At 56.2% G+C, this 16,861-nt stretch carries 16 protein-coding genes; 9 read left to right on the top strand and 7 right to left on the bottom strand.

The genetic code is table 11. The features are described from left to right. Positions 1–229: 229 nt before the first annotated feature. From KK925_RS06695 to KK925_RS06680, 4 genes are all read right to left on the bottom strand, one after another. Positions 230–490 (bottom strand): hypothetical protein, encoded by a 261-nt coding sequence (locus KK925_RS06695; protein WP_174582127.1) that lies wholly within the window; start codon positions 488–490, stop codon positions 230–232. Between the two features lie 388 nt (positions 491–878). Beyond that, entirely contained in the window at positions 879–1,142 is a 264-nt protein-coding gene (locus tag KK925_RS06690) for a hypothetical protein (protein WP_174582126.1), read from the bottom strand. A 329-nt stretch (positions 1,143–1,471) separates the two neighbouring features. Beyond that, on the bottom strand, positions 1,472–1,681 hold the full coding sequence (locus tag KK925_RS06685) for a hypothetical protein (RefSeq protein ID WP_174582125.1): 210 nt from the start codon (positions 1,679–1,681) through the stop codon (positions 1,472–1,474). A 651-nt stretch (positions 1,682–2,332) separates the two neighbouring features. After that, on the bottom strand, positions 2,333–3,073 hold the full coding sequence (locus tag KK925_RS06680; protein WP_174582124.1) for a uracil-DNA glycosylase: 741 nt from the start codon (positions 3,071–3,073) through the stop codon (positions 2,333–2,335). A 124-nt stretch (positions 3,074–3,197) separates the two neighbouring features. Between KK925_RS06680 and KK925_RS06675 the strand changes: the two genes are divergently transcribed. The 4 genes from KK925_RS06675 to KK925_RS06660 all read left to right on the top strand — a co-directional run bounded on the left by KK925_RS06675 (position 3,198) and on the right by KK925_RS06660 (position 5,723). Then, positions 3,198–3,674 (top strand): DUF5069 domain-containing protein, encoded by a 477-nt coding sequence (locus KK925_RS06675; RefSeq protein WP_174582123.1) that lies wholly within the window; start codon positions 3,198–3,200, stop codon positions 3,672–3,674. Positions 3,675–3,845: 171 nt separating this feature from the next. Further along, on the top strand, positions 3,846–5,105 hold the full coding sequence (gene thrC, locus KK925_RS06670; protein WP_174582122.1) for a threonine synthase: 1,260 nt from the start codon (positions 3,846–3,848) through the stop codon (positions 5,103–5,105). 43 nt (positions 5,106–5,148) lie between these two features. Then, positions 5,149–5,463 carry a ubiquitin-like small modifier protein 1 gene (locus KK925_RS06665; protein ID WP_174582121.1) on the top strand — a complete coding sequence of 105 codons (315 nt, stop codon included), beginning with the start codon at positions 5,149–5,151 and terminating at the stop codon, positions 5,461–5,463. A gap of 11 nt (positions 5,464–5,474) precedes the next feature. Beyond that, positions 5,475–5,723, top strand: a complete 249-nt coding sequence (locus KK925_RS06660) for an NIL domain-containing protein (protein WP_174582120.1) — start codon at positions 5,475–5,477, stop codon at positions 5,721–5,723. Positions 5,724–5,820: 97 nt separating this feature from the next. Here KK925_RS06660 and KK925_RS06655 read toward each other — a convergent pair whose 3' ends face one another. Continuing rightward, positions 5,821–7,629, bottom strand: a complete 1,809-nt coding sequence (locus tag KK925_RS06655; protein WP_174582119.1) for a GreA/GreB family elongation factor — start codon at positions 7,627–7,629, stop codon at positions 5,821–5,823. Between the two features lie 122 nt (positions 7,630–7,751). Then, entirely contained in the window at positions 7,752–7,880 is a 129-nt protein-coding gene (locus tag KK925_RS11275; RefSeq protein ID WP_268905635.1) for a hypothetical protein, read from the bottom strand. A 781-nt stretch (positions 7,881–8,661) separates the two neighbouring features. On the opposite strand from KK925_RS11275, the gene KK925_RS06650 reads away from it, so the two are divergent. The 3 genes from KK925_RS06650 (at position 8,662) to KK925_RS06640 (ending at position 12,284) form a co-directional block, all read left to right on the top strand. Next, positions 8,662–8,967, top strand: coding sequence for an NAD(P)H-binding protein (locus KK925_RS06650; RefSeq protein ID WP_214096366.1), 306 nt, complete (start codon positions 8,662–8,664; stop codon positions 8,965–8,967). Positions 8,968–10,856: 1,889 nt separating this feature from the next. Further along, positions 10,857–11,564, top strand: coding sequence for a response regulator transcription factor (locus KK925_RS06645; RefSeq protein WP_174582118.1), 708 nt, complete (start codon positions 10,857–10,859; stop codon positions 11,562–11,564). 228 nt (positions 11,565–11,792) lie between these two features. Continuing rightward, positions 11,793–12,284, top strand: coding sequence for a VanZ family protein (locus tag KK925_RS06640; RefSeq protein ID WP_174582117.1), 492 nt, complete (start codon positions 11,793–11,795; stop codon positions 12,282–12,284). Here KK925_RS06640 and KK925_RS06635 read toward each other — a convergent pair. Continuing rightward, a complete protein-coding gene (locus tag KK925_RS06635; RefSeq protein ID WP_174582116.1) occupies positions 12,236–13,729 on the bottom strand; it encodes an excinuclease ABC subunit UvrC in 1,494 nt (497 codons plus the stop codon). The two genes, KK925_RS06640 and KK925_RS06635, sit on opposite strands and share 49 nt — an antisense overlap. Positions 13,730–13,868: 139 nt before the next feature. Between KK925_RS06635 and KK925_RS06630 the strand changes: the two genes are divergently transcribed. Then, positions 13,869–16,127, top strand: coding sequence for a protein-disulfide reductase DsbD family protein (locus tag KK925_RS06630; RefSeq protein ID WP_174582115.1), 2,259 nt, complete (start codon positions 13,869–13,871; stop codon positions 16,125–16,127). After that, the gene (locus tag KK925_RS06625) at positions 16,117–16,854 is read left to right on the top strand and encodes an aminotransferase class IV (RefSeq protein ID WP_214096365.1); all 738 of its coding nucleotides are present in this window, start codon (positions 16,117–16,119) and stop codon (positions 16,852–16,854) included. The genes KK925_RS06630 and KK925_RS06625 overlap by 11 nt, the downstream gene beginning before the upstream one ends. Positions 16,855–16,861: the final 7 nt, after the last annotated feature.

Here is a 16,861-nt window from a genome sequence, read left to right as displayed (position 1 = left end):
CCTCCGGGACACCGGTCGAAGAGCGCTGCGGCGGATTGGCGCGCTGGGGTTGCACTGGCAAAGCCCAGGTAGCGCCCAGTTCCGTGTCTTCGGGGACAGAGGCACGGGACGCCGTCCATTGCCTCCCGACCGGACATGTGCTGCATAGGCCGCTTTGCGTCTCTTCCAAACCCCCGCTAGTGAAGCCACCATGGGTGCTTCGTCCGAAGCCTGGCCGGTAGGGCGAAGGTCACTTGACCGCCACTGGGAGTAGGCACGACTGCCTCTGACACGGATCGCCATTCGGAAAGACCCCATGCTGTCCGGTCAACGGCACGAGGTCGTAGTGAAAACTTTTGCTATGACGAGGTGCGTGGTTGACCGCACCGGTCACAGACGTGTAGTCCGGATCGACTTCGATGACATCGACATCAGGCGAAAAACCCGCCTTGAGCCATCGCGATCCCTTTGGCTTGGGCGAAGGAACAGAGCGAACAAGTGCCGACGGCATCCAGTGACTCCTACTTTGAGTTTTCGCTTGCAACGATTTCATCCTTCGATCACAAGCACCCTCCCCAATTCAGCACAGACCCGGAGGATCTTTTTGCACGTATGAGCAAAAGTCGCTTTGGCCTCGTCCTCCCGTTTGCCCATGGAAATTCAATCGGATCCCACGGATTCTCACGGGATTGCCAAACTCGTTCGCTTCCCCAAGGCGGGATGATTTTCGTGCATCTGGATCCGGACCGCTTCGGCAAAAGCAGGGGTAGCACCAGGGAAACGGCTTTGCGGCTTGACGCTCGGCAAACACCCGCCGCCCCTTGTGGTCTTGCACCAAGCCGTAGCCCAAGCGCACATCCCCCCGCTTCCGCAGGAAATTCCCAGCCTTCATGGCGCAGTCATCCTCCAGCTGAGAGCCAGCGGATGGAGGATCGACTCCTGACCATAGACGAAGCGGACGCTTTCAAAAACAAGCTATTGCCTCGGGCTCCCCATCCATCCGGCAGCCGCAACCCCAAAGCCAATAGGCTCCCGTCCGGGGATACCGTGGCTTGGCAGGAGTGGTTCCCAGCGGTCTTATCCTTTGACCCCAGGGAGAGAGAACTGGCTACTTGGCTCGGCGTCCCAATCCTTTTTCCCGCCCGCGTGACTAACGTATCCATTTTCTTCCCAGGAAAACTTTTTACAGGAAGAAGCAGGAGCACCGAAACAGAGATGCACCCGCTCGGGACTCCTCTTCGGCCGAAAGCGCCTCAAGCCTGCTCCGAAGGATCGCTAGCCCGCGTTTTTTATTGAAAAACGTTCGATCGGGGCTCCTTCTCCTTAAGCTTGCGGATCGACGTCTCCGCTCTCCGGATCGGCTCCTTACCTTCCTCCCTCAGCTGGGGTCCCCTTTCCTCGATCAAAGCCATCTTTCCTTCGAGTTCGGACCCGAAGGGCATGTAACCCTGGGGCGGTCAAACCAAACCCGGAGAGGAAGGATCGATTGCACTCATTGAGCGACACACGAGCCCACATCAGGCAGAAAACCGTTCTCTCCCGCCCGCCGGTAGAGCGCCGAATAGCTCGTAAGCAACGCCCGCTGTTCGATCGTCACCTGCAAGGGCGTCTGGTAAGGCAAAAGAGCGAGCTTTCTCGTGCGATTGCTCCGAGCGTCTTCTTGGCACGGTTCTGCGAGGATTTCTTCTCGTAAAGCCTGCACACAAGGAAACAATGGCCTCAGGGAGGTCGCGTACGATATCCTCGGTCGTCTCATTGGGATCCACCAACGGGATGGATCGGCTCTGGCTGGTCAATGCCGCTTCGCGGTACTCGAAGCCGAAATGGATCAGCCGGTCGCGCTACTCGACCAGGATGACGCCGAACTTTGGATCAGAGACCCGCGCAACCCAAGCCGTCTACGATGGCCGTTTATCCCCGAGCCGAACTCCTTGACGGTCTGGACGATCCCCAGCAGTCTCTCTTGAGAGCCAACTTGGAGAACCCAAGCGAATTCCCCGTCTTTTGGATCGGCGCTTGCACACACACGCGTATAGAGAACCACCCCATCGGGGTGTGAAGACTCCGCATGAAGAATCAGCGTTCCCGTCGGCAACTATTCTGCGGAAATAGCCAAACGCCCCTTCTTCCACATCCGCCAAGCCGTCTTAGAGCCAAAAGCCTGCCGCTTGGCCCAAGAACGCAACTTTGTTCTCGTATGCTGCGATGAACAACCTTATGCGTCCCTATCTTCTTTAGCTCTTGGCCACCCTTTCCTTTGGGTGGATAGCGATGCAGGAGTGCCTAGCCCAGCCACGCACCCGGCAGGACACCCTCCTTTTTTCGATCCCTCGTTGTAGTGGTGCGGTCCACCTCAGGGACCTAGGGAGGAAAGAAACTCCCGAGCGCGTGCAAAGATTGCCTCGAACATGGGCTCGGTCAATTTCCCGGTAAACGTGTTCTGCTGGCTCGGATGATAGGAAGAAAGGAGCCGGTACCCACCTTGCAATGCATATTCACCTCCGTGCCGAAAGAGCGGTCGAGTCCCCGGCTCTGGGGGTCGCAGGCGAAGAACGGCACCAAAGGCGATTGTTCCCAGAGCCACGATGACCCGGACTTTCGAAAGTAAACGAAATTCCTCGGCAAGGTAGGGGTGACATTGCAGGAGTTCCTCCCGCGAAGGCTTATTTTGAGGAGGAGCACACCGGACCGCCGCCGTAATGTAGGCATCCTGTAACGTTAATCCATCTCCACGATGGGTTGCCTCAGGCTGGTTGGAGAATCCTTGGCGGTACAAAGCCCGAAAGAGCCAATCGCCGCTCCGGTCGCCCGTAAACATTCTTCCCGTACGGTTGCCTCCGTGAGCGGCAGGAGCTAGCCCGACGACAAGCAGCCGGGCATTAGGATCCCCAAAACCCGGGACCGGGCGGGCCCAGTAGTGCCAATCGTGATAACGCTTCGGCTTGCGGTGGGCAACTTCTTCCCTCCAGTAAACGAGCCGCGGGCACAGCCGGCACTGGATGAGTGTCTGATTGAGTTCCTCCAGCGAAGAAAAAGAGAAACGACCCAGCTGGCCCAAGCCTGGAGCACGCTCCGCGCCTTGTGGGGAAGGCATGCCTTTTTTCCTTTCCTTCTGGACCCAAGAGCACCCCGGTGGAAACGAAGTCTCCCGGAAAAGTAGAGAGACCCTTTGATTAGCCGGGTTTTTTCATTAAGCTTACCACAAAAAGCTTTCTGGCATGGCGTACCCTTTTGTGGCTCCCGATCTTACCAAGCGGCCTCCGCGCAGTCCTAAGGTTCGACTGGGTGGTTATGTGATCCTTCCGCGTACAATCGATAAGTGCCGTGCTCTACTGGCTGGAACGCTGGGGGCGTACTTGTTTAACTGCCCACTAGATCAAAAGTTTTTCCAGTTCAAAGGATTGGATCCAGAAGCCTTTCGAGAAGCCGTCGCCCGATCTGAAACGGACGAAGCCATCCTTCATTGGGTAGAAACCCACGGGATCCCGCGAACACCGGAGGAAGTGCAAGAGTGGAGTCGGCGGATGGAAGAGTTCCGGTATGGAGAGAGCCCCCAGGAGAAGGAGTTCTTCCTTGAGCAATGTCGCAAACTGGGGCTCGACCCCGAAACGACCCGGTTGTTCGATCTTTTGGAAGAGGACGACCGCAGTTCCCTCCTGTCCGAGGAGGGTGAAAGTTGCCCGCTTTTTTCCTGAAAGGTCGCTTTTCCGAACGCTCATTGAATTTGCGCGGTTTTGGGCGATACTACTCGAAGTGTTGCGGCCAGGAGTCGCGGCGGCTCCGGTCGCGTTTACCCGATAGCCAGAGACTCCACCACAGGAAACGGGCGCGTACCTCGATCCAAGAGAATGGCGGGGAATTGGTCCATGCAAGCAAAGCAATGTTTCGTAGAGCTTCGGTGCAAAGAGTGCGGGAGAGCTTATCCAAAAGAGGCGATCCACGTATGCGAGCTTGATTTTGGCCCACTGGAAGCCGTTTACGATTATCAAGCCATCCGGAGTTGCCTCTCCCGTCGGAGCCTTGCAGCTCGACCGCCGAGCATGTGGAAATACCGGGAGTTTCTCCCGCTGGAAGGGGATCCGGTAGTAGGACTACACGTGGGATTTACGCCCCTGGTACGAGCTCGACGACTCGGAGAGGCGCTGGGGATTAGGGAGCTGTATATCAAAAATGATACGGTCAATCATCCAACGCTTTCTTTTAAGGATCGCGTCGTAGCTGTCGCGCTGTCGCGGGCCAAAGAACTGGGTCTATCCACGGTGGCTTGCGCGTCGACGGGAAACCTCGCCAATAGTTTGGCTGCCAATGCGGCCAGCGCGGGTTTTCAAAGTTATGTGCTTATCCCAGCGGATCTGGAGCGGAGCAAGGTGATGAGCAGCCTGATTTATGGCGCCCGCGTCATCGGGATCCGAGGTCCGTACGACCAAGTAAATCGTCTTTGCTCGGAAATCGCTGGGAAATATTCCTGGGGATTTGTAAACATTAATCTTCGGCCCTATTACGCTGAAGGTTCCAAGACGATGGGTTTTGAAATTGTCGAACAACTGGGGTGGTCTTTACCGACCCATACGGTCATTCCTATGGCCAGCGGCTCGCTTTTGACCAAGATTGCCAAAGCCTACCGGGAACTCGTTCAGACTGGCCTGGTAGAGGAGAAGCGTTTTGCCGTGCACGGTGCGCAAGCTGCTGGGTGTAGCCCGATTACTGAAGCCTTCCGAAGGGGTTCGGATCTCATTCGACCCGTTCCCCAGCCCTCCACCATCGCCAAGTCACTGGCGATCGGAAGTCCAGCTGATGGATACTATGCGGTTCGGACGATTCGGGAGACGGGCGGAGCGGCCGAGGCCGCCTCCGACGAAGAGATCCTTCATGGAATAGAACTCCTTGCAGAAACCGAAGGAATTTTTGCGGAAACCGCGGGGGGAGTGACCGTAGCCTGTGCTCAAAAACTTGCCAAGGCCGGGCGGTTAAGCGGGCCGGGTCCGGTAGTTCTTTGCATCACTGCCCACGGTTTGAAGACCCCGGATGCCCTCGAACCACGGCTCCCGGAACCTCCGGTCATTGCCCCCAGTCTCCGGGAGTTTGACGCTTTAGTCGCCGTTGACGGAGAAGCCCTTTGGACGTAGTAGAAAAACAACCGCATAACTCAGTTCCGAGGAGGGAAAAGTCATGACGCAATATCCGAACTGTCCCCCTGACACGAGCATCCCCACCATCTCGGTCCATATTCCGACGGTGCTTCGACCCTTGACGGGAAATCGTTCGGTGGTGACCGCCCAGGGACGCACGGTTGGGGAGGTGTTAAAGGATCTGGAACGGCAATTCCCCGGAGTCGCCGAGCGACTATTGGATTCCAATGGGAATCTTCGCCGGTTTGTTAGCATTTTCGTCAACGGTGAGGACATCCGGTTTCTTAAGGAAAAGGACACCCCCATTGGTCCTTCGGACGAACTGAGCATCATTCCCGCCGTAGCCGGCGGGTAGAAATAGACTCCATGGCCCGAGAAAAACAGCGCCTCTGGCTTACCTTTGATAGCTCAGTCTGCCAGCGTCCTCTCATCTGGGAAATGAGTCGCAGGTTTGACGTGGTGTTTAACATTCGCAACGCAAGCGTTACCAAGGAAATCGGCATCATCGGATTGGAACTCGAAGGAGAGCCTGAGATTCTCAAGGAGGCAATCCAGTGGCTGGAGACCCAAGGTGTGCAGGTGGAACCGGTTGAAGTCGGTACCATCGAAGGTTAAGGATCTGGAGAGAGAAAAAAGCCGTTCCGCCGGTACAAAGACCAGGCAGACCGGACCGATGGGACGGTGGCCAGCCTATCTCTACTGGGCTAGCGATCTATTCTTCTTCGCGCGCAACCTCGATCGTAGTGATACGAGCTTTCCATGGAGTTCCATCGTCAGAGGATAAAACGACCGTATCTCCCACTTTCTTCCCCAAAAGCCTCTGAGCTTGATCAGTAAGGTAGGCTATGATTCCTCGAGAAGGATCGCTATCCCAAGCGCCCAGAATGGTGACGGTCTGGACTTTTCCATCTTCGGTTCCAACGAGCCTGACCTGAGTTCCAATGCCGACGACATCCGTACTGACCGAGGCCAGGTCAATGACCCGCGCGCAGGAAAGTTCCTGTTGAAGTTCGTCTTTTCGTTTTAAGAGAAACGCCTGCATCTCTTTGGCCGCCTTGTATTCATGATTTTCCCGAAGATCCCCGTACGACCGCGCAATGGCAATGTCCCGGCTCACCTGGGGCAACTTTTTTTCGATAATCTCTTCTAGCTCCGCTCTCCGCCGCTCCAAGCTCTTGCGGGTGACCCAGAGGGGAGAAGCTTCTTCCTGGGAACCGGCAGAAGCAGCCGGGAGGTGACGAAAGCATTCCCCGACCTCAGGAAAAGCCTTCACCAACGTCCCAATAACAAACCGCTTGTCCACTTCCGTGAAAGCAGCCGATGCTGCAAGAGTTCGCGCCAGTTCCTGCACTTCTTCCAGGGAAGCTTGCTCCACAAGAAAAGGAACAAGCGTTCGGTCATTCTGTAATACATCGTAGAGCTTCCGCGCCTTCCGGGTCTCTTCGAGCTGGTCTTTTTCAAGCGCGAAAAGAATCAGCCAGAAAATCCGTACACCCTGGCGAGATGCCCAGTCCTTGCGACTTTGGCAAATCCACAAAAGAAGCTCCGGGGACACTGAACGTTCGCGAAGCAAGGCCTCTACGGTTCTTTGGAGCTCCTCTTGGCTTCCCGAAGCTTCGCAGGCTCTTTCAATCGACTTCAATAAGGAGACACTGGCCCGAGAAACTAACCCCCAAACGCGTTCCTTTCCGGTTTGTTCCTGCTGCAAAAGAGCTTTGAGCACTCGAAGCCGTCGCGCTGGAGAAAGGCGCTCTAAAAGCAAGAGGAGGTCCTCGGTGGAAAGTGTAAGAGCTTCTTTTCCGAGCCTTGAGTCTTCGAACTCTTGGCCTCCTGCCCTACTAGCCAGTTCCTCCAGCAAAAGGTAGAGCTCGACGAAATCCGCCCCTCTTCGACTGCTCACAAGCTCGGAAAGTGCCTCGCATTCCCGCGCCAGCGCTTCTGCGAGCTCTCGGCCCGCTCCCGGCGACCATCCCTGAATCCGATCGCGGAGCCAACGTACTTTTGCCGCAATACCCGGAAGGGCACGGAACTCCTCTACCAATTTTTCCCAGGAAGCTGGCTCTTGGCCACTGCAACGTATCGGTTCCCCTTTGCGCGTGGGCACGGTAAAGCTGCCCTCTTTTCTTGCCAGGTTTTTCGTCGATTCCCACCATTTCTTCCACGCCTCCTTCGGGAGGATCGAGGGACAGAGGAAACCTTGAAGATGTTCGGCCGAGGCACGTTCCCCAAAACTCTCTACGTAGAGCCGGAGCAAAGCCAGAGGATCCTTATAAATCATGGCTCGTAGCTCTTCCGGATTTTCGGCCCGGCGCACCAGGATGTGGCTCTGGGGGAGCTGCGTAAGGGAACTTCTGGCGTACTGAACTTCCATCCGGTGTCCAGGTTTCCCTTCAAAGTCCACCGTGAGTTCCCCGAGAAGATCGTCTCGGCTGCGGATTTTGCCGAAGCCCCAGCTCTTATGCCAGCAATAGGCACCGGGAACTAACCAATCCTTTTGTTCTCTATCAAACACGCTTTCCATAGCGGATCCCTCGCACGCCTTCCCTGTACCGTTCGGACCTCCCTGGAGGCCATGTTCGCTTGTCTTCTATGGTGCTTAGCGAGCCACTGCTTGGCAACTCTTGAGCTTCTGCCGAGTCCGACCTAAAGAGCCCATTGCTCCTGGTGGTGGACCCGGACGAGGTGACACCCGATATTGTGTCCGGCTTGGACGACGAAAACATGGGTTTCGTGAGTGCCGGGCTTTCCAGAAAGCAATCGATCCAGAGACATGTGGGGAAATCACTCTAAGCCCTCCCCAAAACAAGTTCCCCCCTTTTCCGTACCCAAACCCGTTTGAGGATGCCGCGCCAACCGGCTTTGTGGCTGGCCGTAGGCGGGCTCTACGGGCCAATGCAACGGGAAGCTCTCTTGCCACTCGAAAGGCGGGTTTGGTGATCTTCCAGCCGCTCCTGCTCCCACGATATCCCCGCACAAGCGCAGGATGGCGACCGAGTAAGGAGAGAAAAGTATACCCATTTTGCTCCACAACCGTACCTCATCTATACTGGGGCGATCCATTAAAAGAAAGCTCTCGCTACTACCCAGGGAGCACGCCGCTGCCAAGGCACTGGGGGCTATGTGCCCTCTTCCATCGCGTACACATAATAAAGGTCTAGAGTCCACACTTGTGCACCAAATCGCTATCCCTATCCCCAAGCCCGTGGCTCTCTTTTATTGTCTTTGAGCTCTTGCGACGGGGTCGAAGCCAGCGGAGAGGTCCCTGCGGCCAACGGACAGAGCTTCCCGCTTGGCGTCAAACGCCATTTTTCCCGAAGGCAACCAGCGGGACACTCCTTCTAAGCGGAAGAGCTCACGTTAACGAGCGAAACTCATACGCCGGATAACGTTTCTGAGGAAATCCGAGAGCAACCTTGCCGGAGGGGGGGCTAGTCACCTGGATAGCCGCCATAAGGGCAATCATCGGTTCGAACGACGTGCTTGTTGGATTTCATTTGGATCCTAGGGCAGGCAAATCGAAAGCAGCTACCCCTATAGCCAGGGAGAAGCGCCTATGAGAGTGTTCCTTGCCGGTGCTACCGGCGCTATCGCGAGCCGCTTGGTTCCCTTACTTGTCTCGGCAGGCCATGACGTGATCGCAATGAGGCGTTTGGCTCCCAAGGCCGGCCAACTCCGGACAGCCGGGGCGACGCCGGTCGTCGCTGACGCACTCGATCCAGAAGCAGTGATACGGGTGGTAAAGGCAGCCACTTTTGACGCCATCGTGCACGGAGCTCACGGCAATCCTGCACAACTTGCACATCCGGTAGTTCGATCGGGACTTCGAGATAACCAACCGCCTGCGCACGAAAGGCCTTGACAACCCGCTTACTGCCGGACGCCAGACGCACTCTGGACGCTTGATTGCCCAGAGTGACGTTGCTTGGGCCTACGCGCGTAAAGACAGGCCCGTGAAAACTCTAAGCAAAAGCCTTTCGACCCAACTCCTCTTCCGGGGATTCGGAGGACCTCCGAGGCGATCCGTTACCGAGAAACAACCGTAACAAAGCGTTCGGATAGGACAGGCAAGGCACTACGATACGGTGTGTTCCATGGTCCTGGTAGTACGCTTGGGCGCTAGAGGGTACATGGGAGAACAGGTTCGGAAACGGCGCATCCCCTGATCGGCAGGGGTAGAGGGATTTGGTCGGTTGTTCACATCGACGATGCTGCCCTCGCAACCCTCCAAGCACGGGAGTCGGCAAACTCGGGTGTTTACAACATTGTGGATCACGAACCGGCTCCCATATCGCAATGGCTCTCGGTTCTGACCAAAGCGGTACGAGCGAAACCTCCTCGACACATCATAAGCGCGTGGCTAGGACGACTTTTCACCGGCGAACACGGCGTACTCATGATGGCCGAAATCCGTGGGGCTTCGAACGCAAAGGCAAAGCGAGAACTCGGATGGCGACCGCTGTGGGCAAGCTAGCGGGATGGGTTTCGCAAAGAGCTGGGCGATAATCCCGCAATGAGCTCGCGTTTTCTTGACCCTGCCCGGCAGAATGCACGGTAACCGGTGGTGCGGATGGACGCGAGGTATGTATGGCAGCCGGAGGTGTTGCCAAACTTACGGGTGCAACGAAGTTCGCCCAGCCTAGGGCTTGTCTTGTGCAAGGGAGACGTAAGCCCGAGTCGGCAACAAGGCAACCACCTGCTCCGACTTGTCCCCGGTTGCCGGCAGGCCAGTTCCAGCGAATCGGCCATTTTGGGAAACCGGAACGAGCTTTATCCGCAGAAGTTCCCCACGGTGAGCCTGAACGAAGCACAAGCTCCTACCTGCGAGGGGGATTCTCGCACCCGGAGAAAAAAGCTTATCGAGGACCGAAAGAGTTTGGCCGCTCAAAAAAAAGAGGGGGTTAAGGAATCAGTTGAGCGGATGTTACGCAGGATTTCCTCTCATTGGGTACGGGGTACTAGACCATCGCTCGGACCATCGGTAACCATTCTCGTGACAGGGAGCCTCTCCTTCACGAGCTCTAGGCGTGGGACTTCCCTTCCCTAGATTCCCGTGAAAGACTTGGCCGGATTCTCCCAGCGGTTTCCAGCCGCCTTTGGGATAGTCGGGCCTTTCCTGTTGTAAGGAACTCTTTCCAACGGGAAGAAACGCGCTGCCGAGAGGGTCCAAGGTCTGCCTCTTCTTACGCCTTTTTCGAAAGCTCTTTTTCCTTTGCCAGGTAGCGCCCGCACAATCCCCACCTTTCCTTGAGGAGCATGTGCTTGTAACGTTTTGCTCCTGGAGGCAGTGGAAGAGGTGCCACCCGGAAGCAAAGCCTCTAGACCTGGATCCTTCGTGTCGCCCAAAGAGAACCTTGCAACTTTCCGTCCATAGCCACTCATCGAGGCCCATCGCCCGGGTGCTGTCGGCATAATCCTTCCCGGAATTGCGAAGGTGTGTAGCTCGGCTACCCTGCCCTTAGGGCTGCCTTTGCCAGCCTTGCCAACAAAGGACAGCTTCCCAGCCTTGTTTGATCACCCCGCCGTCGTCTCTTAGGGGGTTCGCCCTACCAAGGACGACAGGATGAAGTTCCAAAGCCGGGAACCTCCAAAGTTCCGGATCAACCGGCCTACCGTGAAACGGTTCAAGCAAGCTTAGCTCTGCTGAGCGAGCCCGTTTCCTCAAAGTGGGAATCCCAACCACTGGAAGGCCGACTGTTAGCTAACCCCCTCCAGGGGCTACCTCCAACAACGGGTTACGAGTGCAAAACAGTGAACCACTCCCCTTTTGTCCTTGTTGCCGCCCGGCGCCCAATCATACGCCGGTTGCAAAAACGGTTCTCCCAAAAAGGTTGGCACCTCGTAACGGTCTCAACCGCCGAGGAACTTTTGCGCTTTTTCGAAGACCATCCCGTTGATTGTATCCTTGTTGAGCAAAATCTTCCCGACCGGAGCGGTATCGAGGTCATTCGCCACATACGCGGCCGCACGGATGAGGTTCTTTGCATTCTCCTTTTGGAAAAAGCCAGCCCGCGCCAGCGGATCAAGGCTCTCCAGCAAGGCGCGGATGATCTTTTCTGCCGCCCCTGGAGCACGGAAGAACTTGTGCTGCGGATCGATTCCCTTTTACGCCGAACGATCCGAACTTCTTCCCCCATCCGCGTGATCGACGACTTAAGGATCGATTGGCACGAGCGACGGTGCTGGAGGGGATCCCAGGAAATAGTTCTTACGCCCAAAGAGTTTTTGATCCTTTCCTTTCTCGCCGAACGGGCCGGGCAAGTGGTAAGCACCGATCTTTTGGCGGCTCACGCATGGCGCTTTTCCCGGTCGCACCGCTCGCTTCGGCGCCTGGTACATGTTCACATGGTGAATCTTCGAAAAAAAATCGATGCGGGACATCCAGTACCGCTGTTGCACACAATCAGGGGTCAGGGTTTCCTTTTGGGAAAGCTAGGATCTTCTCCTGGCAAGCAGTAGGGACCTTTGGTAGAAAGGCCTACAATGGGAATTGGCTTCGGAAAGCAAGATTTCAAAACCCAACGCGATCGGTTGGGCAGCAGGCCTTGGAGCTCGGACAAGCAGGTCAAGGAAAACTCGTGAACGTTTCTGTCAACCCTCTCTGGCCCTTCAAGCCCGTGTTTTCTTTCACATTTCAACAAACCGATAGAAGGAACGCCGCTTCTCAACGGGGACTTGTGACCTAAGATGCCTAAGCCGTTTGGCCATGGAAAAGAACGCTCGCTTGCCAGACAATGGGTGAAGAGACTTGTCCCTCAAAGCAAACAAGGATGGGCACGACTTTTCGTAAGTTTCTGTTTGCTTCTTTTGCTTTCCACTGTCCCCGCCAAGAACATTCCAGGACCCATCAGTCGTTACGACAAGCTTTGCCATGGCCTTCTTTATTTTGGGGTAACTCTTTTCCTTTCCGGGGGCCTAACCGACGGCGTCACCATCCTGGGCTCAGGTTTGCTTTTAGGAGCCGTGGATGAAAACTACCAGCGCTTTACAGGGCGATGTCCCTCTCTGGAGGATTGGGTAGCCGATGCTCTAGGAGTGGGCCTGGCAACTCTTTTGGTTTCCCTGCGCCGAAAGGCGATCCACAATCCATGGGATAACCCCAAAACGAAGGATCTCTCTCACCTCGTCTCTCAAGGAGAACCGTTGACATCCTCCCGCCGTGACGAAAGAAACTCGTAGACCCGCTGGGCTAATTTAGGGCCAATTCCCTTAACCGCTTTGAGCTCCTCGAGGCTTGCCTGGCGAAGCCGCTCGATGGAACCAAACGTCCGCAACAAAAGAGACTTGCGATACCGGTCGATACCGGGACATTCGTCAAGGATACTTTCCGTAATCCGCTGCCTGAAAAGAAGCTCGTGATAGCTGTGAGCAAACCGGTGAGCTTCATCGCGGACTCGCTGTAACAACCGGAGCGCACCCGAACTTGGGTCCAGAACGAGCGGCTCTGAACAACCCAACCGGTAAATTTCTTCGTTTTCCTTCGCCAGCGCGATCACTGGAATCTCCGCAAGCCCAAGGGCTTCCAGCTCCTTTCGAGCCGCATGCAATTGCCCCAATCCCCCGTCGACCATAATCAGATCCGGTTTACCTCCCCCTTCCTCCAGCAACCTTCGGTACCGCCGGCGGACCACCTCCGCCATACAAGCAAAGTCATCCTGGCCTTCTACCGTCCGAATGCGATACCGGCGGTAGGCCGAACGATTGGGTTTGGCATCCTGAAAAAGAACCATAGAAGCAACCTTGTGCGTTTGAGAAATGTTGGAAATATCAAAGCATTCAATCCGACGAGGAGGCTCCGGCAACCCAAGAACGCTCGCCAGCATTTGCAAATCTTCTTGAGGGGTGGGCAAAGCCGGCAGCGAGCGAGCAAACCGGCGCGCCGGGGTCGTGGTTCGACGAAGGTCTTCCAAAAGGTCACGGAGACGTGCGGCCTTCTCGAAATCCAGCGCTTCGGCAGCCGCCTGCATCTGCTTTTCCATTTCCATGATCCATTCCCTTGCTTTCCCCTCTAAAAATTCACAGGCCTGTAACACCCGGCGACGATAGCTTTCCGAATCCACCTTCCCCAGGCATGGGGCGGAGCAATTTTTAATGATGTGATCCAGGCAGTGCTTGTAATCCTTTTCCGTGGGGACCATGGGAGAACAGGAGCGCAACTGAAAAAGCTTGTTCATGAGATTGACCGTCTTGCGGAGCGCCCCCGAACTCGCAAAAGGACCAAAGTACCGACATCCGTCTTCCTTGCGCAACCGTGTAAGCTGGAACCGGGGAAAAGGCTCATTCAGATTGACCTTGACCAGAAGGAACCGCTTGTCGTCCCGAAAACTCACATTGTAGCGAGGCCGATACTCTTTAATGAGCCTCCCCTCAAGCAAGACTGCCTCCGCTTCCGATCGCACGACCTGGATGTCCATGTCGTAAACTGCCTCCAGAAGCGCCCGCATTTTGGGGTCCGACCGGATCTTACGACTCGGATGGAAGTAGGAATGAACCCGCCTGTGAAGATCTCGAGCTTTCCCCACGTAGATGACCCGGTCAAAACGGTCCTTGAAAAGGTAGACCCCGGGCTTATGAGGAAGCTCAAGGATCTTTTGCTGGAGCGCTTTCTTTTGTTCTGCCTCCATCGCACTGGGTTACGGTTCGGCTAGCGGAGAAACGCAAGGGTTTTGTCACGTTCCTTCGCTAGAACTTTCCCTCAAAATCCGGCAGGCTTCAACATAGCACCCATGGGGCTTTCCTGTATCGTATGTTAAGAAAACCCGAATGAATCTTAGCAAAGTCGTCGCGGTAGGCATCGCTTGCCTGGGACAGTTTTTCTTTCTTCAACCACTCTACCCTCTGGCGTCACCCCCTGCCCGCAGCAAGCACGTGGAAGCCCGGCTCTTTTCCGAAGTGGACGCGTTTAAGCCGGGAGAAGCCTTTACGGTGGCCCTTCGCCTCACCATGGATCCCGGATGGCACACCTACTGGATGAACCCAGGCGACTCAGGAGCGGCCACGACTGTCGAATGGGAATTGCCTCCAGGGTTTCAAGCAGGTCCTCTCCAGTGGCCCGTCCCGGAGCTTTTGCTGACCCCGCCCCTGGCCAGCTATGGGTACGAAAAGGAGGTTTGGATTCTGGCGCAGATTCAACCCCCCGCCCATTGGACGGGCGGACCCGCACGACTGGGAGCTCGGATGCGGTGGGTCGAGTGCGCGCTCCAATGCATCCCCGGCCATGCAGAGGTAAGTCTAGAACTTCCAGCCTCTCCTACCCAGGCGGTTCTCGATCCTGGACTGGCCGTAGGCTTTGCCGAGGCACGAGCACGACTCCCTTCTCCTCCTCCCGAGGGATGGCAAAGCCGTTTCCGCATGGAGGGGGGAAAACTCATTTTGGAAGTCCACGCTCAGGAAAGATGGGATTTGAAAGACTCGGATCGCATACGATTTTTCCCGCTTTCGGGAGGGATCATTCGTAATGCTGGCTCCCAACTCTGGTCGGTGCACGGCTCGACGCTTTTGATTCAGATGGAACCCGATTCCCAATTACTTGCCGGGGCCCTCCCCCAAAACCTTTCAGGAGTCTTGGCCATTGAAAGGGAAGGGAAACGCTCGGGATGGCGTATCGAAGCTCCCCGCTGGGCGCCAAGTCCCTCGGGAGGCAAACCAGGTGCTCCTTCCAGGGCTCTTTGGGTTTCCGTCCTGGGTGCCTTTGTCGGGGGTCTTCTTCTTAACCTTATGCCGTGCGTTCTTCCCGTTCTTTCCCTAAAGGTTCTGCATATCGTAGAGAGCTCCCGAGACCAACCGCGACGGGCACTTCTCCACGGGCTTAGTTTTGCCGGTGGGGTCCTTTTGTCCTTTTGGGTGCTGGCTTTCCTGCTTTTGGTTCTGCGAGGTCTTGGCAAGCAACTGGGGTGGGGTTTCCAGCTGCAATCCCCCGGTTTTGTCGCTTCCATGACCTTCCTCTTTTTGGCCATCTCCTTAAACCTTTTTGGAGTATTCGAAATCGGAGCCGGCCTGGGAAGACTTGAGGAAAGAGTAGAATCGCTTCAGGGATTGGCTCAATCCTTTGTCGGCGGTGTACTTGCGGCGCTCGTCGCTAGCCCGTGCACGGCTCCCTTCATGGGAGCTGCCGTTGGGATCGCCTTACACCAAGGGATTTTGGTTAACCTTCTCATTTTTACTGGCTTGGGACTCGGAATGGCTTTTCCTTTGACCTTTCTTTCAGCCTTTCCTCGCCTCCTTCACTGGCTCCCCAAGCCAGGCCCCTGGATGGAGACCTTTAAACAACTTTTAGGATTCCCCATGCTCGGCGCCACCCTGTGGCTCCTTTGGCTGTACGGCCAACTGCGCGGCAACGAGGGACTTTTTCGGCTCCTCGTGTCTCTTTGGATCCTGAGTTTCGCCCTGTGGGTATACGGCCGGTTCGGCCACCCGGGACGAAGCTATCTTATACGCCTTTCGGCTCGACTCCTTCTTTTGGCCGCGGTGATCACCTCCTACGGGTACGCGACCACCGGTTTTCTAACGGAGGTCTCCAAACCGGCTGAGAATTCCCCAGCTCAAGGAGGTGCCGGTCTCACAGCGATCCCATTTTCCCGGGCCCGACTCCAAGAGCTGCGCTCGAAAGGGGTTCCGGTGTTTGTAGATTTCCGAGCTGCCTGGTGTCTCACCTGTCAAGTCAATGAAAGGATTGCGCTGGAAAACCCAGAGGTCCAGCGGCGATTCCGCGAACTGGGCATTGTCTGGATGGTAGCCGACTGGACGAACCCCAATGAAGAAATTTCCCAGATGCTGGCGCAATTTGGTCGTAGCGGCGTCCCCTTCTATCTCCTCTATGGTCCGGACCCTTCCCTACCTCCCGAAGTACTGCCCGAACTGTTGACTCCAGGTATCGTGCTACAAGCTTTGGACAAGCTTGCGGCCCAGTGGAGCCGCTCGAGGGGTTCTACGGTCGCAGCCCAAGGAAAAATCTCGCCTCCCCAGGATCCCAACGCTTTGGCTACACCGGAGGCAAAAGCCGTTCCCGGCAATGCCCCCTAAATCTCTTCCGCCCACTCCCCTGCCCCCTCGGATGACAGGTTTGCCGGGGAAAATACCGTTCCGACCCGGTTATGGTCTTTTTGAGACGCTTCGAGTGAACGAGGGAAAAGTTCTCTTTTTAGAAGAACACTGGGAAGCTCTCTGTGCGGGAGCCCAAATTCTTGGTTTGGACGTGCCACTGGATTTTCGCTCCCTGGCCAAAACCCTCCCGCGGCAGACAGGCCGCTGGAGATGGATCGTCTGGGATGGGGGTGCGGAGGAGTTTTTTCAAAAAGAAACTCCACCGACTCCGCGGCTGTGGACTCTTGAGCTGGCGCCCCAGCGGGTAGGCAAGGCCAACTGGGACGCCCGCTATAAAACGCTAAGCTACCTGACCCATCTCCAAGCTCTTGCAAGCGTGTCCGCAGACGAAGCCATTCTCGTGAACGAGGACGGCAGGGTTGCTTCCGGTGCCCGAAGCAATCTTTTCTGGGTCTGTGACGGACGGATCTATACGCCTTCCGTCCAGTGTGGCTGCCGAGCTGGCGTAATCCGGCGGTGGGTTCTCTATCAGTTTGCGATCGTCGAAGGGGAGTTTCCCTTACAAGAGCTAGAAAAAGCGGAGGAAGCTTTCTGTACGAATAGCTGGGTTGGAATTCAACCGGTCGGGAAACTTCTGGGTCGAACGCTCCCGCTAGGACCCGTCACCCGGGATATCCTCCAGCGCTACCTGAGTTGCACCGGGTAAGAGACGA

Origin of the sequence: Candidatus Methylacidithermus pantelleriae (genome assembly GCF_905250085.1) — a bacterium.
In the GTDB taxonomy this organism is placed as follows: Bacteria; Verrucomicrobiota; Verrucomicrobiia; order Methylacidiphilales; family Methylacidiphilaceae; genus Methylacidithermus; species Methylacidithermus pantelleriae.
The sequence above is the reverse complement of the archived record's forward strand: the minus strand, read 5'-3'. Positions and strand labels throughout refer to the sequence as shown.